Consider the following 16,211-nt stretch of genomic DNA (forward strand, 5'->3'; position numbering starts at 1 on the left):
GATCATGCTCTAGCTCTTGCGGAGATCGGCCTCGACCAGCACGCGCAATCCGGGGGTGACTTGCGGACGCCGGCCGAACCACAATTCGAAACCGCGCACCGCCTGATGCAGGAGCATGCCGAGTCCGTCGGCCGTGCGCAGGCCCCTCGCCCGTGCGGCGCCGAGCAGCTGCGTCTCCAACGGCACATAGACGATGTCGGCGACCACGGCATGCGGCGACAGCAGGTCGACATCCAGCTCGAGCGGCGGCTGGCCGTGCATGCCGAGCGAGGTCGTGTTGACGAACAGGCCTGCGCGCGGCAGCAGCGCGCCGACGCGGTCCCAGCCCTCGGCCGCGACGCGATCGCCGAACTGATCGGCCAGCGCCTGGGCTCGCGCGGCGGTGCGGTTGATGACGTGAACCCGGCCGATGCCACGCTCCAGCAGGCCGAACACGACGGCGCGTGCCGAGCCGCCTGAGCCGAGGACGAGCGCCTCGTCGGTGCGGTCCCAGCCCGGTGCGGCCGCATCGAGATTGTCGATGAAGCCTTCGACATCGGTGTTGGTCGAGCGCAGCACGCCGTGCTCGTACCACAGCGTGTTGGCGGCGCCGACGGCACGGGCACGCGCATCCGGCTCTGTCAGCTCCAGCACGCGCTCCTTGTGCGGGATCGTGACATTGGCGCCGACGAAGCCGCGGCTGTGGAGATGCGTGACGAAATCCGCCAGCTCTTCCGGCGGCACCGCCTCGATGGTGTAGCCGCCGGCAATCCCGAGCTCGTGCAGCCAATGATGATGGATCAGAGGCGAGCGCGAGTGGGCAGCAGGCCAGCCTATCAGGCACGCGGCGCGAGGTTTGGCGGCAGAGGTCATGGCCGTGACATCGGACAAGCCCCGGCCGGAGTCAATGCTCTCCGGGAAGGCTCGCCGCGGCCAGGAAGGCCAGCAGCAGCGCGAAGCAGCCGCCTGGCCAGACGGCCAGCAGACCCAGCTGGAGATAAGCCCAGCCGCCGGCTACAGAGCCCGCAGCCAGCGCAGCCCAGAGCAGAAGATTCGGCAGCCAGCCGAGCCGCGGGCCGCCGCTGACGGCGAGCGCCAGCCCCTGCCCCACCTTGACCAGCGCGCCGGTCACATAGGTCAGCCCGAGCCCGCCGCCGCCCTTGATCTGGAAGGCGGCATTCTCCAGCCCCATCGCCAGTACGATCGCGGCGACCGCGCCCGACGGCCGTACGACCAGATGACAGAGCGTCGCGCCAATCAGCAGGGCGCCCTCGACCAGCAGCAGAAGGCTCTGAACCTCGCCATCGCGTCGCTGCATGATCAGGCTGCCGCCGGCGGCGCCAAGCACGAACAGGCCGATCAGGCCCAGCGCGCTGCCGGCCTCCTGCCAGCGGCCATCGGCAAGGCTGACGCCCATCCGGGTCGAGTTGCCGCTCATGAAGGAGACGAACAGGCCGCCGAGATGCAGGAAGCCGATCCCGTCGATGTAGCCTGCGAGCGCGCTGAGCGCGCAGGCGAGGAGGACGTTGCGGCGGCTGTCGAGCATGTCGACACAGCCAACCCTCGCGCCGCGAATTCGTTCGAGCCGGGAATGCGGTCCGTTCAGGTCTCAGCTCGCCGCCAGCCCGTCGGCGATGTCCTCGCGCGGGGTCTCCTTGCCCTTGATGTCGGACACCGCGCGCTCGATGGTCTCGCGATAGCGCACCAGCGGCGGCCGCACGCCATGCGTCAGCAGCGCCCGCCGCACCGTCGGCGAGGCGCCGGTGATGAACAGACGGATGCCCTGGCGTTTGGCCTTGGCAGCCACCCGGCTCATGGCGTTGGCCGCGGTGGAATCGAGGAACGGCACAGCAGCAAAGTCGACCACGAACGCCTTGCGTCGGTCGGCGATGGAGTCCAGCACGGTGCCGACGGTCGAGGCGGCGCCGAAGAAGAACGCCCCGGTGATGCGATAGACCAGCACGTCCTTGTCGGCGCTGAACTTGGGATCGTACGGCACGCGCGCACCGTCCTCGAAGTCGGCGCGGTCCTGCGCCACCAGCGGCGTGCCGTCCTCGACCCCGGTCATCTGCGCCATGCGGTTGATGAAGAGCACCGCGCCGAGCGCGAAGCCGACCAGGATGCCCTCGGTAAGGTCACGGAAGACGGTGAGGCCGAAGGTCGCCAGCAGCACCGTGGCATCGCCCCAGGAGGAGCGGACCAGGGTGGCGAATTCGTGCTTCTCGGCCATGTTCCAGGCGACGACAACCAGCACGGCGGCAAGCGCCGACAGCGGGATGTAGCTCGCCAGGGGGGCTGCGATCAGCATGAACACCAGCAGGAACAGCGAGTGCAGCATGCCCGAGACCGGGCCGCGCGCGCCGGCGCGGACATTGGTCGCGGTGCGCGCGATGGTGCCGGTGACGCAGATGCCGCCGAACAGCGCCGAGCCGACATTGGCGAAGCCCTGCGCCACCAGCTCGCAATTGGAGCGATGGCGGCGCCCCGTCATGCCGTCGGCGACGACGGCCGAGAGCAGCGATTCGATCGCGCCGAGCAGCGCAAATGCGATGGCATCGGGAAACACCGCCTGGATCTTGGCGAGCGAGAACGCCGGCAGCGCCGGCGCCGGCAGCTCGCGCGGAATGCCGCCGAACTTGGTGCCGATGGTCTCGACCGGCAGCTGCAGCGCATAGGTGAAGGCCGCCGCGACGACGACTGCGATCAGGATGCCGGGCCAGGTCGGCCGCAGCCTCTTGAGGCCGACGATGAGGGCGATCGACAGCGCGGCCAGCGCCACCGCCGACATGTTCGCGGTCGGCGCGCCATGCGCGAGCGCCGTCAGCTTCGGGATCAGCTCGCCCGGCTCCTTGGCCGTCAGCGTGATGCCGAACAGGTCCTTCAGCTGGCTGGCGAAGATGATGACGGCGATGCCCGCGGTGAAGCCGACCGTCACCGGATAGGGAATGAACTTGATGTAGGTGCCGAGCCGCAGGTACCCGGCGATCACCAGCATGACGCCGGACATCATCGTTGCGAGCAGGAGTCCGTCGACGCCCTGGCGATCCACCGTCGCCGCGACCAGCACGATGAACGCGCCGGCAGGGCCGCCGATCTGGAACCGGCTGCCGCCGAGCAGCGAAATCAGGAAGCCGCCGACCACGGCGGTGTAGAGGCCGCGGCCGGGCGAAACGCCGGAGGCGATCGCGATCGCCATCGACAGCGGCAGGGCGACGATTGCGACTGTCAGGCCCGCGAGCGCGTCGGCGCGAAAGTCGGCGAGGCCGTAGCCTTCGCGCAGCACGGTGAGAAGCTTGGGGGAATAAAGCTCGGCGAAGGTCGGCTCATGATGTCCGACCCGTCCCCGCGTGCCGTGCTCGTTTGCGATGCTCATGCCCATCACGCTCCTGTCGCAGCGTCGGGGGCGCCATGCATACGCCGACGATGCGTCTCACACGGAGGGCACTCAACGGCCTCCGTGCCGCACGATGAAGCTAGCTCGCGCCATCGCGCGCAGTCTCAGTTTGACGGCCCACGCGGTTGGGCGGTCCCGGGTCCTTCAGGCGAACACCGCGCCCGCCATCCTCGCTGCGGGCATGCTCACCGATCAGATCCACGCCCGCACGATTGAGCGCATCGACGACCTTGGTCAGCGAGTCCACCACACCGCGGACGTTGCCAGTGGAGGCTTCCATCCGCTGGATCGTCGGCAACGACACGCCGGCCAGCTCGGCCAAGGTTTTCTGATCGATCCCGAGCAGCGCGCGGGCTGCCCGCATCTGGAATGACGTGATCACGATGGCCTCACGTGGCAGATACCATAATTGATGTTTGAGACAAAGACAATGATGTAAAATACATCATCACAGGACAATAGCAAGCGCCAGCGGCCGCTCACGTCGGCTACCGGGTCGCGTCCGGGCTCAGGCGGGAACGTCCTTGGGAAAGTCGAGCCGAACCGTCGTGCCGCGGTCGCTGCTGGTGGTGAGCTTGCCGTGCAGCTGCGCGGCGAGGCCCTCGCAGATGCGGAGGCCGAGGCTGTCGCCCTTGCCGGGATCGACGCCGGCAGCGAGACCCTTGCCATCATCCGCGATCGTCAGCGCATAGCGCGCAGCATCGAGCGGCTTCAGGCTGACCGTGATGGTGCCGGGCTCGCCCGGAGCGAAGGCATGCTTGAGCGCATTGGTGACGAGTTCCACGACCAGCAGCGACAACGCCGTCAACCTGGTCAGGTCGAGCTGCGCCGGGGCGAAATCGACCACGCAGGTGACGTCGCGCGCGCCACTGGACTCCAGCACGTCGTTGCAGATGGTCTGCAGATAGGGCCCGATATCCAGATCCATCCGGCCGGGGTCGTGCAGCATGCGGTGAACACGCGAGATCGTCTCGAGCCGCGATTGCGCCTCGCTCAGAATGGCGGGCGCCCGCGCCGGATCCGCCAGCGCCTGCCGCTTCTGCAGCATCAGCAAGCCCGCAATGAACTGGATGTTGTTGGCGACGCGGTGCTGCAGCTCCTGGAACAGCACGCGCTGATTCTCGTAGAGGCGCTCCGAGACGGCGCGCTCCTGGCGCAGATGCCGCGCGGCCTCGTGCATCAGGTGGATCAGCGTGATGTCGACTGCGACGATGATCGCGTAGAAGCCGATCGCGAACGCGTTCTGATAGCCCGACGCGGACATGAAGACATACCACGCGAGTGCACCGCACAGCACCGCAGACAGCACGCCCGGCCCGACGCCGCAAAAGAACGTCGTCAGAATGACCGCCGGAAAAACGTCAGATATGGGAAGCCGTCCGGCAGCGTCTCGTTGAGGGCGAGGCGCAGCGCAAAGGCCACGCCCGTCGCGCCGAGAGCGATCGCATAGCCCAGCAGAGCATGCCGGCGGAATCGCTCGGTGGCCTGGGAGGCGCGCAGATAAAAAGGTGCAGAGGAGAGCTTCTGGATCACGGCAGACAAGGTGAAGGACGGAGAAACTCTCGGGCCCGCGCCAGCGCCGCGTCCGGATCGAAGGAACGGAAAGGGCGTGGACGGCAGCCGATGATCATCGTTCGGCCAATCACGGCATATCAGGTCCGGAGATCGGATGGCGTTATCATAACACCATGCAGGGAACTTGGTGGGTGCACAAGTGCACATTGGGTCGCAACAAGAGATGACGGCGCGTCGGTTCTTGGCCGGAAAGACGGGCATGGGCCAAAAAAGCTGGGGCCGGGCTGCGACAGCCCGGCCCAGAGGGACGATGGACAGGGTTACGCCGCGTCGCGATGCGAGGCGATGATGTGATCCGCGGCGCGGCCGGTCACCTCGGCCATGTGGTCGAACGTCCGGGTGAAGCTGCCGGCGCCGGCGGTGGCCGAGCGCAGTTCGACGATCAGATCACCGATCTCCGCCTCCGGCATCATGGCGCGAACGCAGTCCCAGCCCGACCAGCCGTCGCGGGTGTCGAACGACAGGATCTGGCCGCGCCGCGCCGACAGGATGGCGTTGATCTTCGCGGTCGCCTCGCTCGGACAGACGATCTCGACGGTGTGGATCGGCTCCAGTAGCACCGGCGCGCATTGCGGCAGGCCCTCGCCGACCCCGGCCCGCGCCGCGGTCCGGAACGCGAGGTCCGACGAATCCACGCTGTGGTAGGAGCCGTCGGTCAGCGTGACCTCGACGTCGATCACCGGGAAGCCGAGCGGTCCGCGCGCCAGCGCGTCGACGACGCCCTCCTCCACCGCGGGGATGTAGTTGCGCGGCACCGCGCCGCCGACCACCTTCTCGGCGAAACGGAAGCCCTCGCCGCGCGGCAACGGCTTGATGTCGAGCACGACGTCGCCGAACTGGCCGTGGCCGCCGGACTGCTTCTTGTGGCGGCCGCGCTGGGTGATGGCCTTGCGGATGGTCTCCTGATAGCCGATCGCAGGCTGATGCGATTTGACGTTGACGCCGAAGCGGTCACGCAGCCGCTCCAGCGCAACGCGCAGATGCATCTCGCCCTGCCCCCACAGCACCGTGTCATGGGTGCGCGGGTTCTGCACCATGGTCAGCGACGGATCCTCCTCGTGGAGCCGCTGCAGGGCCTGGCCGAGCTTGACGTCGTCCTTGCGGTCGACGGCCGCGATCGAGAGCGCCAGCACCGGCGGGCATGGATCGATCTTTTTCAGCGCGGTCGGCGCGATCTTGCCAGTCGCAATGGTGTCGCCGGTCTTGACCGCATCGAGCTTGCCGAGCGCGATCGTGTCGCCGGCTTCGGCGGCCGCGCGCTTGCTGTCATAGGCGCCGGTCGCGGCGAGAACGCCCGACACGCGCGCCGCCTCGCCCGAGGCCGCATGCAGCGTGGCGCCATCGTCGAGATGGCCCGTGAGAACACGCGTCAGCGACAGCTTGCCGCCGTGCTGCAGATGCAGCGTCTTGAAGACGTAGCCGAGCGCCTCCTTGGTCTCCTTGACGCCGAGCCGCTTGGCTGTCTCGGCGATGCCGGGCGCCTCGTGGCGCAGTGCCTTCATCAGCCGCAGCACGCCGTTCTCACGCAAGGCCGAGCCGAGCAGCACCGGACAGATCAGGCCCTCGCGCAATTCACGGGCGAGATCGTCGAACACGGCGTCGCGCGGCGGCGGGATGTCCTCCAGCAATTGCTCCATCAGCGAATCGTCGTGGTCGGCGAGCTTCTCCAGCATCGAGAAGCGCGCCTCCTTCTCGCGATCGAGATCGCCGCCTTCGAGCGCGATCACCTCGGACGCCTTGTGCTCGCGATAGATGAAGGCGCGCTCGAGCGCGAGATCGACGAAGCCCTCGATCAGCTCGCCGTGCCAGATCGGAATCTGGCGCAGCACCAGCGGCACGCGCGAGGCGGGCTGCAACGTCGCGAGCGTCTCGCGGATGCGCGCATTGGCGCGGTCGATCTTGTTGAGGAACAGGAAGCGCGGAATGCGCAGCTCCTCGAGCTCGCGCAGGATGATCTGCAATTGCGGCAGCTTCTTCTCGTCCGCCTCACACACCACGATCGCGGCGTCGACCGCCGGCAGCGCGGCGCGCATGTCGTGGATGAACTCGATCGAACCGGGGCAGTCGAGGAAGGTGTAGCTGTCGCCCATGAAGGTCGTGGTCGCCGCGGTCATCGCCACGCTCATCTTGTGATGACGCGCCTCGGCGCTGGCGTCGCCGACGGAGGTGCCGGCATCGACACTGCCGGCGCGCGGAATCGCGCCCGTCCGCGCCAGGATCGCCTCCAACAGAGTGGTTTTACCGCTTTGGAAAGGGCCCACCAGCGCGATGCACCGTGGACCTCGGGGACTTCTCAGGTCTTGTCCCATTCGCCGCCTCCTGTTTCTGGAGCTCGGCCCGTGATTGGGTCGGCAAAGCCGAATGCTCTGCCTCGTCTGCCGCTTTGGCAAGCAGGAGGGGAGTGAAAAACGTCGCTGCAGTGCAAGGAGGGCGCCGCTCTTCCCGCACAATTGCGGGAAGAGGGTCTGTTCAAGGCAAACGGAAGCTCAGCGCCCTGGACGCAATTCGAGGCTTTGCAGCCCGGCCGAGACGGAAAGACCCACCTGGCCCTGGACGCTGAGCGGCTGCAGCGCGATCGAGTTGGCGGAGCCGCCGACCAGCACGTTACCACCCACGCCGACGCCGACCGCAGCCGAGCCCTGCGCGCCGGCATAGTCGCCGGAGAGATCGCCCGGCCCGAGCCGCGCCACCGGGGCATAGACCACCCACGCCAGCAGCGATTCCTGGGTGATGCCGAGATCGAGGCCGACCTTGCGGATGGTGGCGACGTAGCGGTCCTCGGGAATGCCGTCGGCGCGCAGCACGCAGCCGAGATGGGTCACCGAGCCGACGATGAAGCCGACGCTGGCGCCGCCGCGGCATTCGAGGACACCGACCCGCACGCGATCTTGCGCATGGGCCGCGCCGCCGATGCAGAGGACGGCCGCAGCAGTGAGCCCGGCGAGGATGGTCGAGCGCATGAATAAACTCCGGCTGAAATGAAGCTGTGATGCAGACCCGTCGACCGGACTGATGATCACGGGCGATCACATCTATGCCACAAGGCTTACAGCCGTACCAGAAGCACACGCGTTCATCTGCCTGAACGCACACGCGTCGCCCCACGCAGCGCTGCTGCGAGGCATTGTCGTCGTGCTCAGCGATAGTAGCGCGAGAAGTAGGACGACGGCTGGCTCGGGCTCGGATGAATCGGCAGCAGCGGCACCAGCTCGACCTCGGTGATTCCCGCCGCGAGGTTCATGCCGGTCTGCCCCTGCAGGCTGATCGGCTGCAGCTGAGTGGCGCGATCGGCGTCGCGCACCAGGAAGCTGCCGCCGAAGCCGACCAGCGCAGCGGCGTTGGCCGACACGCCGCCATAGCGGCCGCCGAGCTCGCTGCGGCCGAAATCATTGACGGGCGCGCTGACCGCCCAGGCCATCCTGGTCTCATCCGTCAGGCCGAGATCGAGACCGTAGCGGCGGACTTTGGCGACGTAGCGCTCCGGCGCGCGGCCCTGGCTGCGGAAGACGCAGCGCAGCCGCGCCTGCGACATCACCAGCTTGCCGCTGGTGCGGCGTCCCTCGCATTCGAGCACGCCGGCGCGCATGGGCCGACTGGCGTGGGCCTGCGCCAACGGCGCGACCGACACAAGCAACAAGACCGACAGCACAAGCAGCCGCATCGAACTCAAACCCTACGCAACCAGAACTTACCTCCGGACAAAAGAAAGGCGCCATGTTCAAAACATGGCGCCTTTCGGCCTGGAACTTGACTTCTGGTGTTTCGAGGCAGCTGTTGCCTGATTACCTCAGATTGCCGCAGAAGCGCTGGATACGCTTGCAGGCGTCCTCGAGGTCCGAGGTCTTGGTCGCATAGGAGATGCGGAACGCCGGGCCGAGGCCGAACGCCGAGCCGTGCACGACGGCCACGCCCTCGGTCTCCAGCAGCTCGGTGACGAAGCCCTCGTCGTTCTCGATCACCTTGCCCGACGGCGCGGTCTTGCCGATCGTGCCGGCGCAGGACGGATAGACATAGAACGCGCCCTCGGGACGCGGGCATTCGATGCCGCTCGCCTGGTTCAGCATCGAGACGACGAGGTCGCGTCGCTCCTTGAACACCTTGTTGTTGGCCGGGATGAAGTTCTGCGGACCGTTCAAGGCTTCCACCGCCGCCCATTGCGCGATCGAGCACGGGTTCGAGGTCGACTGCGACTGGATGGTCGCCATCGCCTTGATCAGCTGCGCCGGGCCGCCGGCATAGCCGATGCGCCAGCCGGTCATGCAATAGGCCTTGGAGACGCCGTTCACGGTCAGCGTGCGGTCGTAGAGCGAGGGCTCGACCTGGGCCGGCGTGGTGAACACGAAGTCGTCATAGACCAGGTGCTCATACATGTCGTCGGTCATGATCCAGACATGCGGATGCTTGACCAGCACCTCGGTGAGCGCCTTCAGCTCGGCCTTGGTGTAGGCCGCACCGGTCGGATTCGACGGCGAGCACAGGATCAGCCACTTGGTCTTCGGCGTGATCGCCTTCTCCAGCGCCTCCGGCTGCAGCTTGAAGCCGTGGGCTGCGGTGCAGACCACCGGCACCGGCTCGCCGCCGGCGAGCGCCACCATCTCGGGATAGCTGACCCAATATGGCGCCGGGATGATCACCTGGTCGCCCGGATTGATCGTCGCCATCAGCGCATTGTACAGCACCTGCTTGCCGCCGACGCCGACGATGACCTGGTTCGGCTTGTAGGTCAGGCCGTTCTCGCGCTGGAACTTGCCGATGATGGCTTCCTTCAGCTCGGGAATGCCGTCGACGGCGGTGTACTTGGTCTTGCCGTCCTGGATCGCCTTGATCGCGGCCTGCTTGATATTGTCGGGCGTATCGAAATCCGGCTCGCCGGCACCGAGGCCGATGACGTTACGGCCCGCCGCTTTGAGGACGCGCGCTTTGTCCGTGACCGCGATGGTCGCGGACGGCTTCACACGGTCGAGAGCAGCGGCGAGAAAGGACATCATCAGCTCCTATGCAGGCGTCTTGGATCAGGCGTCGTGGATCACCCTCTTCGGGCCACGACCGGTCATGTCAGGGAAACGCCTGCTTTTAAGGCCCGCAGGCCCGCATCGCAAGAAGCTTGGGCACATGGCTCCCAAGACTTTAGAGAACGTTAAAGCGGCCTCGCTAGCCTGCCGCCAAGATTGTCCCAATTTTCAGGCCGAAATGACCACCATCGCGTGCGCCCTGCGATCCGGCGACTGGCTGACGGCCGCACGGATCAAGTCCTACAGCTGGATCCTGCTCGCGGTCACGTGTGCTGCGATCGCCGGCTGGATCGCCCTGTCCGATGGGCTGATCGACCGCAACGGCAAGCCGATCGGCACCGACTTCTCCAACGTCTATGCGGCAGGCGTGCTGACCCTTCAAGGCAAGGCCGCCGATGCCTATGACCCGCCGCTGCAGCACGCGACGGAGAAGGCCGTGTTCGACGGCCGCGACGTGCCGTTCTTCGGCTGGCACTATCCGCCGTTCTTCTTCGCGATCGCCGCGATCACGGCCCTGCTGCCCTATGCCGGCGGGCTGGCGCTGTGGGTGGTCTCGAGCCTGCTGGCCTATCTCCTGGTGATGCGCGCGATCCTGCCGCGGCCCGAGACGCTGCTCGTCGCCGCCGCCTTTCCCGCCGTGTTCGTCAACATCGGCCACGGCCAGAATGCGTTCTTTACCGCTGCGCTGCTCGGCGGCGCCTTGCTCGCGATGGAGCGCGGCCGGCCATGGCTCGCGGGCGTGCTCATCGGCCTGCTCGCCTACAAGCCGCAATTCGGCGTCCTGATTCCCGTTGCGCTCATCGCCGGCGCGCGCTGGCCGACGATTGCGGCCGCCGGCGCCACCGTGATTGCGCTGGTCGCGATCAGCTTCGTCGCGCTCGGCCATGACGTCTGGCATGCGTTCTTCCAGTCGATGACCTTCACACAGACGGTGGTGCTCGAACAAGGCGGCACCGGCTGGGAGAAAATCCAGTCGGTGTTCTCCGCAGCACGTCACTGGGGTGCCGACATCAAAACCGCTTACACGGTGCAGAGTCTGCTGGCGCTGTCGCTCGCGGCCGGTCTCGCCTGGTTGTGGCGGAGCGAGGCGGCATTCGACCTCAAGGCTTCGGCGCTGGCGAGCGCGAGCCTGCTGGCAACGCCCTACGTGCTCGACTACGACCTCGTGGTGCTGGCGGTCGCGATCATCTTCTTCGCACGTCACGGCCTCGCCAACGGCTTTCGCGACTACGAGCTCAGCCTGCTCGCCGCCGCCTGGATCGTGCCGCTGCTGTCACGCAGCATCGCCGGCTTCACGACGATCCCGCTCGGCTTGATCGTTCTGGTGAGCCTGTTTGCGTTGACGCTGCACCGTGCGCTCGCCGATCGCAGCTCCGAGATCGAAGCACACGCGGGCATCGCGCAGGCGTGATCTCTGCTTTCGGCGGCTGTTGGAAAGTTGTTGTCTGCGCGTGCAGTGCAGTAGCGCATTTCGACTTTTTCCATCCGACAGGACTTGCAGCCCGCGCCCTTCGGCATCATTGTCTGGCCGCATTGCGGGACGATCTCGCGCCCCGATCTGCGATTCTACCACGCGATGATTCCTCGAACTCGACATTGGCCGGATGTACAAGCTCTATTCGATGCAGCGCTCAGGCAACAGCTACAAGGTCCGCCTTGCGCTGGCGCTGTTGAACGCGCCCTATCAGGCGATCGAGATCGACATCCTCAGAGGTGAGAGCCGCACGCCGGACTTCCTCGCCAAGAATCCGAGCGGCCAGGTGCCGCTGCTCGAGGTCGGCGACGACCGCTACATCGCCGAGTCCAATGCGATCCTGTGGTACGTCGCCGGCGGCACGCCGCTGGTGCCGGAGTCCCGAATCGAGCGCGCCGAAGCGCTGCAATGGATGTTCTTCGAACAGCACGCGCTCGAGCCGAACATCGGCGCCGCTTATTTCTGGCTGCTGCTGGTGAAAGGCGGACGCGACCTGCAGACGCACGCGCTGGAAGACTGGATGGAGCGCGGCTACGCAGCGCTGCAGGTGATGGAGAATCACCTCAAGAGCAACGACTACTTCGCGGCAAAGCAGCTCACGGTCGCGGACATCGCGCTCTACGGCTACACCCACGTCGCCGATCGCTGCGATTTCGATCTCTCGACGTTTCCGAAGATCCGCAGCTGGCTGCGCCGGGTGGAGCAGACCCCCGGCTTCGTGGCGATGGACTGGCAGCCGGCCCTGATCGATTCCGCAGGGATCGCCGCCGACTACGATTGAACCGCGACCGTAAGACTACCGACCTCCCGTAGAACAGCGGGGAAAATACACGTTTTAGCGGGAACAAATACCTCTAGCGCCATGTTTCCGCCGCTTTTGGTCGTTGACCGCCGCATTCCTGCCCAGCGTGACCTTAGAATTTACCTCTGCGAGTGATTCGCTCGCGGATGTAGGGGTAAGGGATTCGTTGTATGTCCCGGTGGCGTCGAGCTTCCGTTCCGAGCTTCAGTTGGGTCCGCGGCCAGGTCGCGGGAGTGGAACATCATAGCGATCCGAGCACCATCGTCAGCGGCTTCCACGTCAACGCGACGCTGACCCTTCCTTCCGGCCTGACCACCGCAGTCGCCGTCGTCATCGCCGCCAGCACGATCTCATTGACCTTCACGCTCACCGTGCTGTCGGCCCGCGCCGTCTTGTCGTTGCTCGCTTAGCAGGAAGCCATTTTGACAACCCTTCGCGGTTTTCGCGACAACAGGCGATGATTGTCTCGCGCTCCAAATGGCGATGAAATCAACGGTCGTAATCGTTGCCGTGACCCTGGCACTCGCGATCCTGCTGGCGGCGTCACTGCTGATCATCATCGAGCGGCGCGGCGAGCTCTCGCTGTCGCCGATGACCGAGGACGGCCAGATCCTTCATGCTGAGCTGGTCAGGCCATCCGGCGCGGACACAGTGCCGGCAGTCCCCGATTGATCGCAGCCGCAGCACTGGGTATCGAAGGCCGTCGACATCGAACAGGCGGCGAAGCTTCATGCATGAGACACTCACCGTGCGCGCAGTCGCGCACGCGGACTACGATCGATGGCTGCCCCTGTGGGACGGCTATAATGCGTTCTACGGCCGATCGGGACCGACCGCCCTGCCCGCCGAGATCACCGCGACCACCTGGACTCGCTTCTTCGATGCCAGCGAGCCGGTCCACGCTCTGGTCGCCGAGAGCGCCGGCGAGCTGATCGGACTTGCGCATTATCTGTATCACCGCGCCACGACGTCGATCGCACCGCTCTGCTATCTCAACGACCTCTTCACCAGCGAGGCCGCTCGCGGCAAGGGCGTCGGCCGCGCGCTGATCGAAGCCGTCTACGCGCAGGCGCGCGCCGCAGGCTCGGGGCGCGTCTACTGGCAGACCCACGAGACCAACATCACCGCCCAGGCGCTCTACGACAAGATCGCCGAGCGCTCGGGCTTCATCGTCTACCGCAAGTCCGTGTAGTACCACCCGGCTGTCACGCAGCCGTCACGCCCGGCGCCTACGCTCACACCCGAGCGCTTGATCAGGCCCCCCGTCACAGATCACGCGCGTCAGCGGTCCCCGTCAGTCGCCGTCTCTGACCGGGGCCGCTTCTTTTCAAGTTGCAAGTGGCGGTGGGCCAGCCGGCCTCGACTGCGTCTCATGCAACATTCGTCGTCGGATCAAGTTTGACCGACGGCACCGGCGGAGACGTCTTGGCCCGCGCGGCGTCGATGCACACCTTGACAGCCTCGCCCATGCTCACAGTGACCAGGTCGGCCTTGGTCGCTTCTTGCAGCGCCTTCGCTGCGTCCTGATCGAGATCCGCCGCGCAGCAGACCAACATCACCTTGGCCCTCGGGAGGCGCCGCTTCAGGCGGCGGACTCCGTAGCGCATATGGGCAACGCCGGAGTGGCCGAGGTAAACCAGGCAGGCAATCGCAAGTCCTGCCGGCTCGAGCTTGATGACGTTCGCCGTCGACAGCGCCTCCGCTCCCGACACCTTCGCCCCCAATCCGTGCGCCGAGAACAACTGCGCAAGAAGCACCGCGGCCGCTTCATCGATCGGTGTTCGACCCGCCATGCAAAGCAACGGCTGTTCGCTTCTCCACCCTTCCGCAAGGCTATCTTTGCTGAGCACGGGTAACGTGTCAGCGTGCCCGTTGCTCGCCGAGCCGTCGATGGCTGACGCCGCTTCTGGATCGGTCGTCGTCTCGCCAGCCGCAGGAGCGTCATTCTGGTCGGAGAGATCGACGGTCAACTCGGTCACCGCGTCACGGATGGTCGCAAGGCGATCGTAAGCGAGCGCCCCTCGCTCGGCGTCGGCCTGGGCCAACTGCAGCCCCTTGACGGCGACCTCATCGCAATAGGCGATCAGGGACCGCTCTTTCAAAAACTCCTCGGCTTTCTCGGCCGCTTCCGTTGGATCGTTCGCGAGCATGCGCTGATAGAAGATCTCGGGCGGCGACAGCGCCGGACGATCGCCGAACATCACGTCGAGGAACTCCAGGCGCTCCACATGCCGTCCGATGACGACTAGGCAGACCGTCAGCGGCGTCGCGAGCACCAACCCGATGGGGCCCCACAGAGCGGTCCAGAACGCGGCGGACACGACCACGGCGACCGGGGACAGACCCGTGCTTCGTCCGTAGACCATGGGTTCGATGACGTGCCCGAGCAGCGGCTCGACCACGACAAACAGCGCCAGCGTCCAGATCAGCATCGTCCAGCCGGGGTCGACTGCCGCAGCCAGCGCCAGCGGAAAGGCTGCAGCGATGACGGCGCCGATATAGGGCACGAACCGCAGCGCAGCGGCGAGGATCCCCCAGAGAATGGCGCTGGGAATGCCGATGAGCCACAGCCCAACCCCGATCACGACGCCAAATCCGCCGTTCAGGGCAAGCTGGGTCAGGAACAGTCGACTGAGCCTGTAGGCCGCATCATCGAGCGCCGCCGTGGTGCGCTGCAGGTCGGAGGAGCCGGCGAGGCGAATGAGCCTGTTCCGGAGATCCTCGCGCTGGAGCAGGATGAAGATCACGAAGATGATGATGATGCCGGTGGTCGCCAGGGGATGAATGAGCGGCGAGATCAGCGTGCGAAGACTGTCCAACGCTCCGGGATCAGGCTGGCGCACCTCGACCGGAATCGGGGCCACAGGCGTCGAAGGAGTCCCTCGGAGTCCGCTCGGCGGCCGGGGCGCCTCCGGCTCCTTCGGCTTGTCGAGCTCCTTGCCCAGATCCTTGAGCATGTCCGACGCACGCTCGAGCGTTCCTCGCCCAGCCTTGGTGTCGCGGAACGACTGGATCTTGTTGCTCATCGTCGATTGATAGTTCGGCAACTCGCTGGCGAGCTGGGCGAGTTGCGTGGCGAGCAGGCTGCCGAGCGCAAAGATCACCACGAAGGCGAGAACGACCACACTGACGACCGCCAGCCCGCGCGGAGCCCGAAGCCGCTGCAGTTGCGCCACCAGCGGCGCCAGAACGAAGCTGAGCAGAATGGCCAGCGCCACTGGAACGAAGATGTCACGGCCGAAATACAACAGCGCAATGATGATGACCGCGAAGATCGCGACAGCCAACGCGCTGATCAGACCGAGAACTTCCTCGGTGGTTCGGACACTGAGCGGTTGTCGGCTGATCATCACCCGATAACAGACGAGTGAGCCTCCAGTTCCCGCGGGGACCTTTCGTCGCATGCGGGTCAGGGGGCCGCTCCGACTGACAGACCGATCACGCGTTCGACCGCTCCCATCAGTAAACGGGGCGCTTTGTGCCGAGAAGCAGCCACTTCGGGCCGAGAGAGGAGCCACGGCAACGGTGCACTCCCTCTCCCCGTTCTTACGGGGAGAGGGTTGGGGTGAGGGGCAGCCGCACGGGAAGTGCTTGCTTTGAGCGATCGCTCACACTGAACTCGAGCCGCAGTGCCCGTCCGATAGACCTATGTCTGGGCCCCGTATGTGAAATGCCCCTCACCCGGATTGCTGCGCAATCCGACCTCTCCCCGCAAAGAGCGGGGAGAGGTTTTGTCGCCGATGCTGAGACAGACTGCCTCAATGTGTCGATGGAGGCAACAATCCTGCTCAATGTCCCTAATATGAAGCTACTATCTGGGACAGCTCTGTGCGTTGGCCGTGTAATCCGATCAGCTTCAAAACCGCCGGTGCGCTCCCTCTCCCCGTTCTTCACGGGGAGAGGGGTGGGGTGAGGGGCAGCCGCACGGGAAGTGCTGCTTTGAGCGATCGTTTACATTGATGTCGAGCCGCGGAA

At 66.0% G+C, this 16,211-nt stretch carries 16 protein-coding genes; 5 read left to right on the forward strand and 11 right to left on the reverse strand.

What is annotated here, in order from left to right; translation table 11 throughout:
* Positions 1-9: 9 nt before the first annotated feature.
* The 10 genes from BRAD285_RS26700 to BRAD285_RS26740 all read right to left on the reverse strand — a co-directional run bounded on the left by BRAD285_RS26700 (position 10) and on the right by BRAD285_RS26740 (position 9,933).
* A complete protein-coding gene (locus BRAD285_RS26700) occupies positions 10-852 on the reverse strand; it encodes a shikimate dehydrogenase (protein ID WP_035644359.1) in 843 nt (280 codons plus the stop codon).
* Between the two features lie 31 nt (positions 853-883).
* Complete coding sequence (locus tag BRAD285_RS26705; RefSeq protein WP_006609242.1) at positions 884-1,525, reverse strand: YoaK family protein; 642 nt, start codon at positions 1,523-1,525, stop codon at positions 884-886.
* Between the two features lie 63 nt (positions 1,526-1,588).
* The gene (locus BRAD285_RS26710) at positions 1,589-3,352 is read right to left on the reverse strand and encodes a SulP family inorganic anion transporter (protein WP_006609241.1); all 1,764 of its coding nucleotides are present in this window, start codon (positions 3,350-3,352) and stop codon (positions 1,589-1,591) included.
* A 100-nt stretch (positions 3,353-3,452) separates the two neighbouring features.
* A complete protein-coding gene (locus BRAD285_RS26715; RefSeq protein ID WP_006609240.1) occupies positions 3,453-3,755 on the reverse strand; it encodes a helix-turn-helix domain-containing protein in 303 nt (100 codons plus the stop codon).
* A gap of 126 nt (positions 3,756-3,881) precedes the next feature.
* Complete coding sequence (locus BRAD285_RS26720) at positions 3,882-4,637, reverse strand: sensor histidine kinase (protein ID WP_244422016.1); 756 nt, start codon at positions 4,635-4,637, stop codon at positions 3,882-3,884.
* A gap of 74 nt (positions 4,638-4,711) precedes the next feature.
* Positions 4,712-4,915, reverse strand: a complete 204-nt coding sequence (locus tag BRAD285_RS36370; RefSeq protein ID WP_244422015.1) for a hypothetical protein — start codon at positions 4,913-4,915, stop codon at positions 4,712-4,714.
* 293 nt (positions 4,916-5,208) lie between these two features.
* Complete coding sequence (locus BRAD285_RS26725; RefSeq protein ID WP_006609237.1) at positions 5,209-7,257, reverse strand: elongation factor G; 2,049 nt, start codon at positions 7,255-7,257, stop codon at positions 5,209-5,211.
* Between the two features lie 177 nt (positions 7,258-7,434).
* Positions 7,435-7,908: a DUF992 domain-containing protein gene (locus tag BRAD285_RS26730; RefSeq protein WP_006609236.1), complete on the reverse strand. Its 474-nt coding sequence runs from the start codon at positions 7,906-7,908 to the stop codon at positions 7,435-7,437.
* A gap of 176 nt (positions 7,909-8,084) precedes the next feature.
* The gene (locus BRAD285_RS26735; protein WP_006609235.1) at positions 8,085-8,609 is read right to left on the reverse strand and encodes a DUF992 domain-containing protein; all 525 of its coding nucleotides are present in this window, start codon (positions 8,607-8,609) and stop codon (positions 8,085-8,087) included.
* A gap of 121 nt (positions 8,610-8,730) precedes the next feature.
* Positions 8,731-9,933: a pyridoxal phosphate-dependent aminotransferase gene (locus BRAD285_RS26740; RefSeq protein WP_035644355.1), complete on the reverse strand. Its 1,203-nt coding sequence runs from the start codon at positions 9,931-9,933 to the stop codon at positions 8,731-8,733.
* A gap of 205 nt (positions 9,934-10,138) precedes the next feature.
* Between BRAD285_RS26740 and BRAD285_RS26745 the strand changes: the two genes are divergently transcribed.
* The 5 genes from BRAD285_RS26745 (at position 10,139) to BRAD285_RS26765 (ending at position 13,428) form a co-directional block, all read left to right on the forward strand.
* The gene (locus BRAD285_RS26745) at positions 10,139-11,371 is read left to right on the forward strand and encodes a glycosyltransferase family 87 protein (protein ID WP_006609233.1); all 1,233 of its coding nucleotides are present in this window, start codon (positions 10,139-10,141) and stop codon (positions 11,369-11,371) included.
* Positions 11,372-11,564: 193 nt separating this feature from the next.
* Positions 11,565-12,215 (forward strand): glutathione S-transferase family protein, encoded by a 651-nt coding sequence (locus BRAD285_RS26750; RefSeq protein WP_006609232.1) that lies wholly within the window; start codon positions 11,565-11,567, stop codon positions 12,213-12,215.
* A gap of 254 nt (positions 12,216-12,469) precedes the next feature.
* Positions 12,470-12,646, forward strand: a complete 177-nt coding sequence (locus BRAD285_RS26755) for a hypothetical protein (protein ID WP_244422014.1) — start codon at positions 12,470-12,472, stop codon at positions 12,644-12,646.
* Positions 12,647-12,713: 67 nt separating this feature from the next.
* Positions 12,714-12,908, forward strand: a complete 195-nt coding sequence (locus tag BRAD285_RS26760) for a hypothetical protein (protein WP_006609230.1) — start codon at positions 12,714-12,716, stop codon at positions 12,906-12,908.
* A 58-nt stretch (positions 12,909-12,966) separates the two neighbouring features.
* A complete protein-coding gene (locus tag BRAD285_RS26765) occupies positions 12,967-13,428 on the forward strand; it encodes a GNAT family N-acetyltransferase (protein WP_006609229.1) in 462 nt (153 codons plus the stop codon).
* A 178-nt stretch (positions 13,429-13,606) separates the two neighbouring features.
* Here BRAD285_RS26765 and BRAD285_RS26770 read toward each other — a convergent pair whose 3' ends face one another.
* Positions 13,607-15,586, reverse strand: coding sequence for an AI-2E family transporter (locus BRAD285_RS26770; RefSeq protein WP_006609228.1), 1,980 nt, complete (start codon positions 15,584-15,586; stop codon positions 13,607-13,609).
* Positions 15,587-16,211: the final 625 nt, after the last annotated feature.

Source organism: Bradyrhizobium sp. ORS 285 (genome assembly GCF_900176205.1).
Classification (GTDB): domain Bacteria; phylum Pseudomonadota; class Alphaproteobacteria; order Rhizobiales; family Xanthobacteraceae; genus Bradyrhizobium.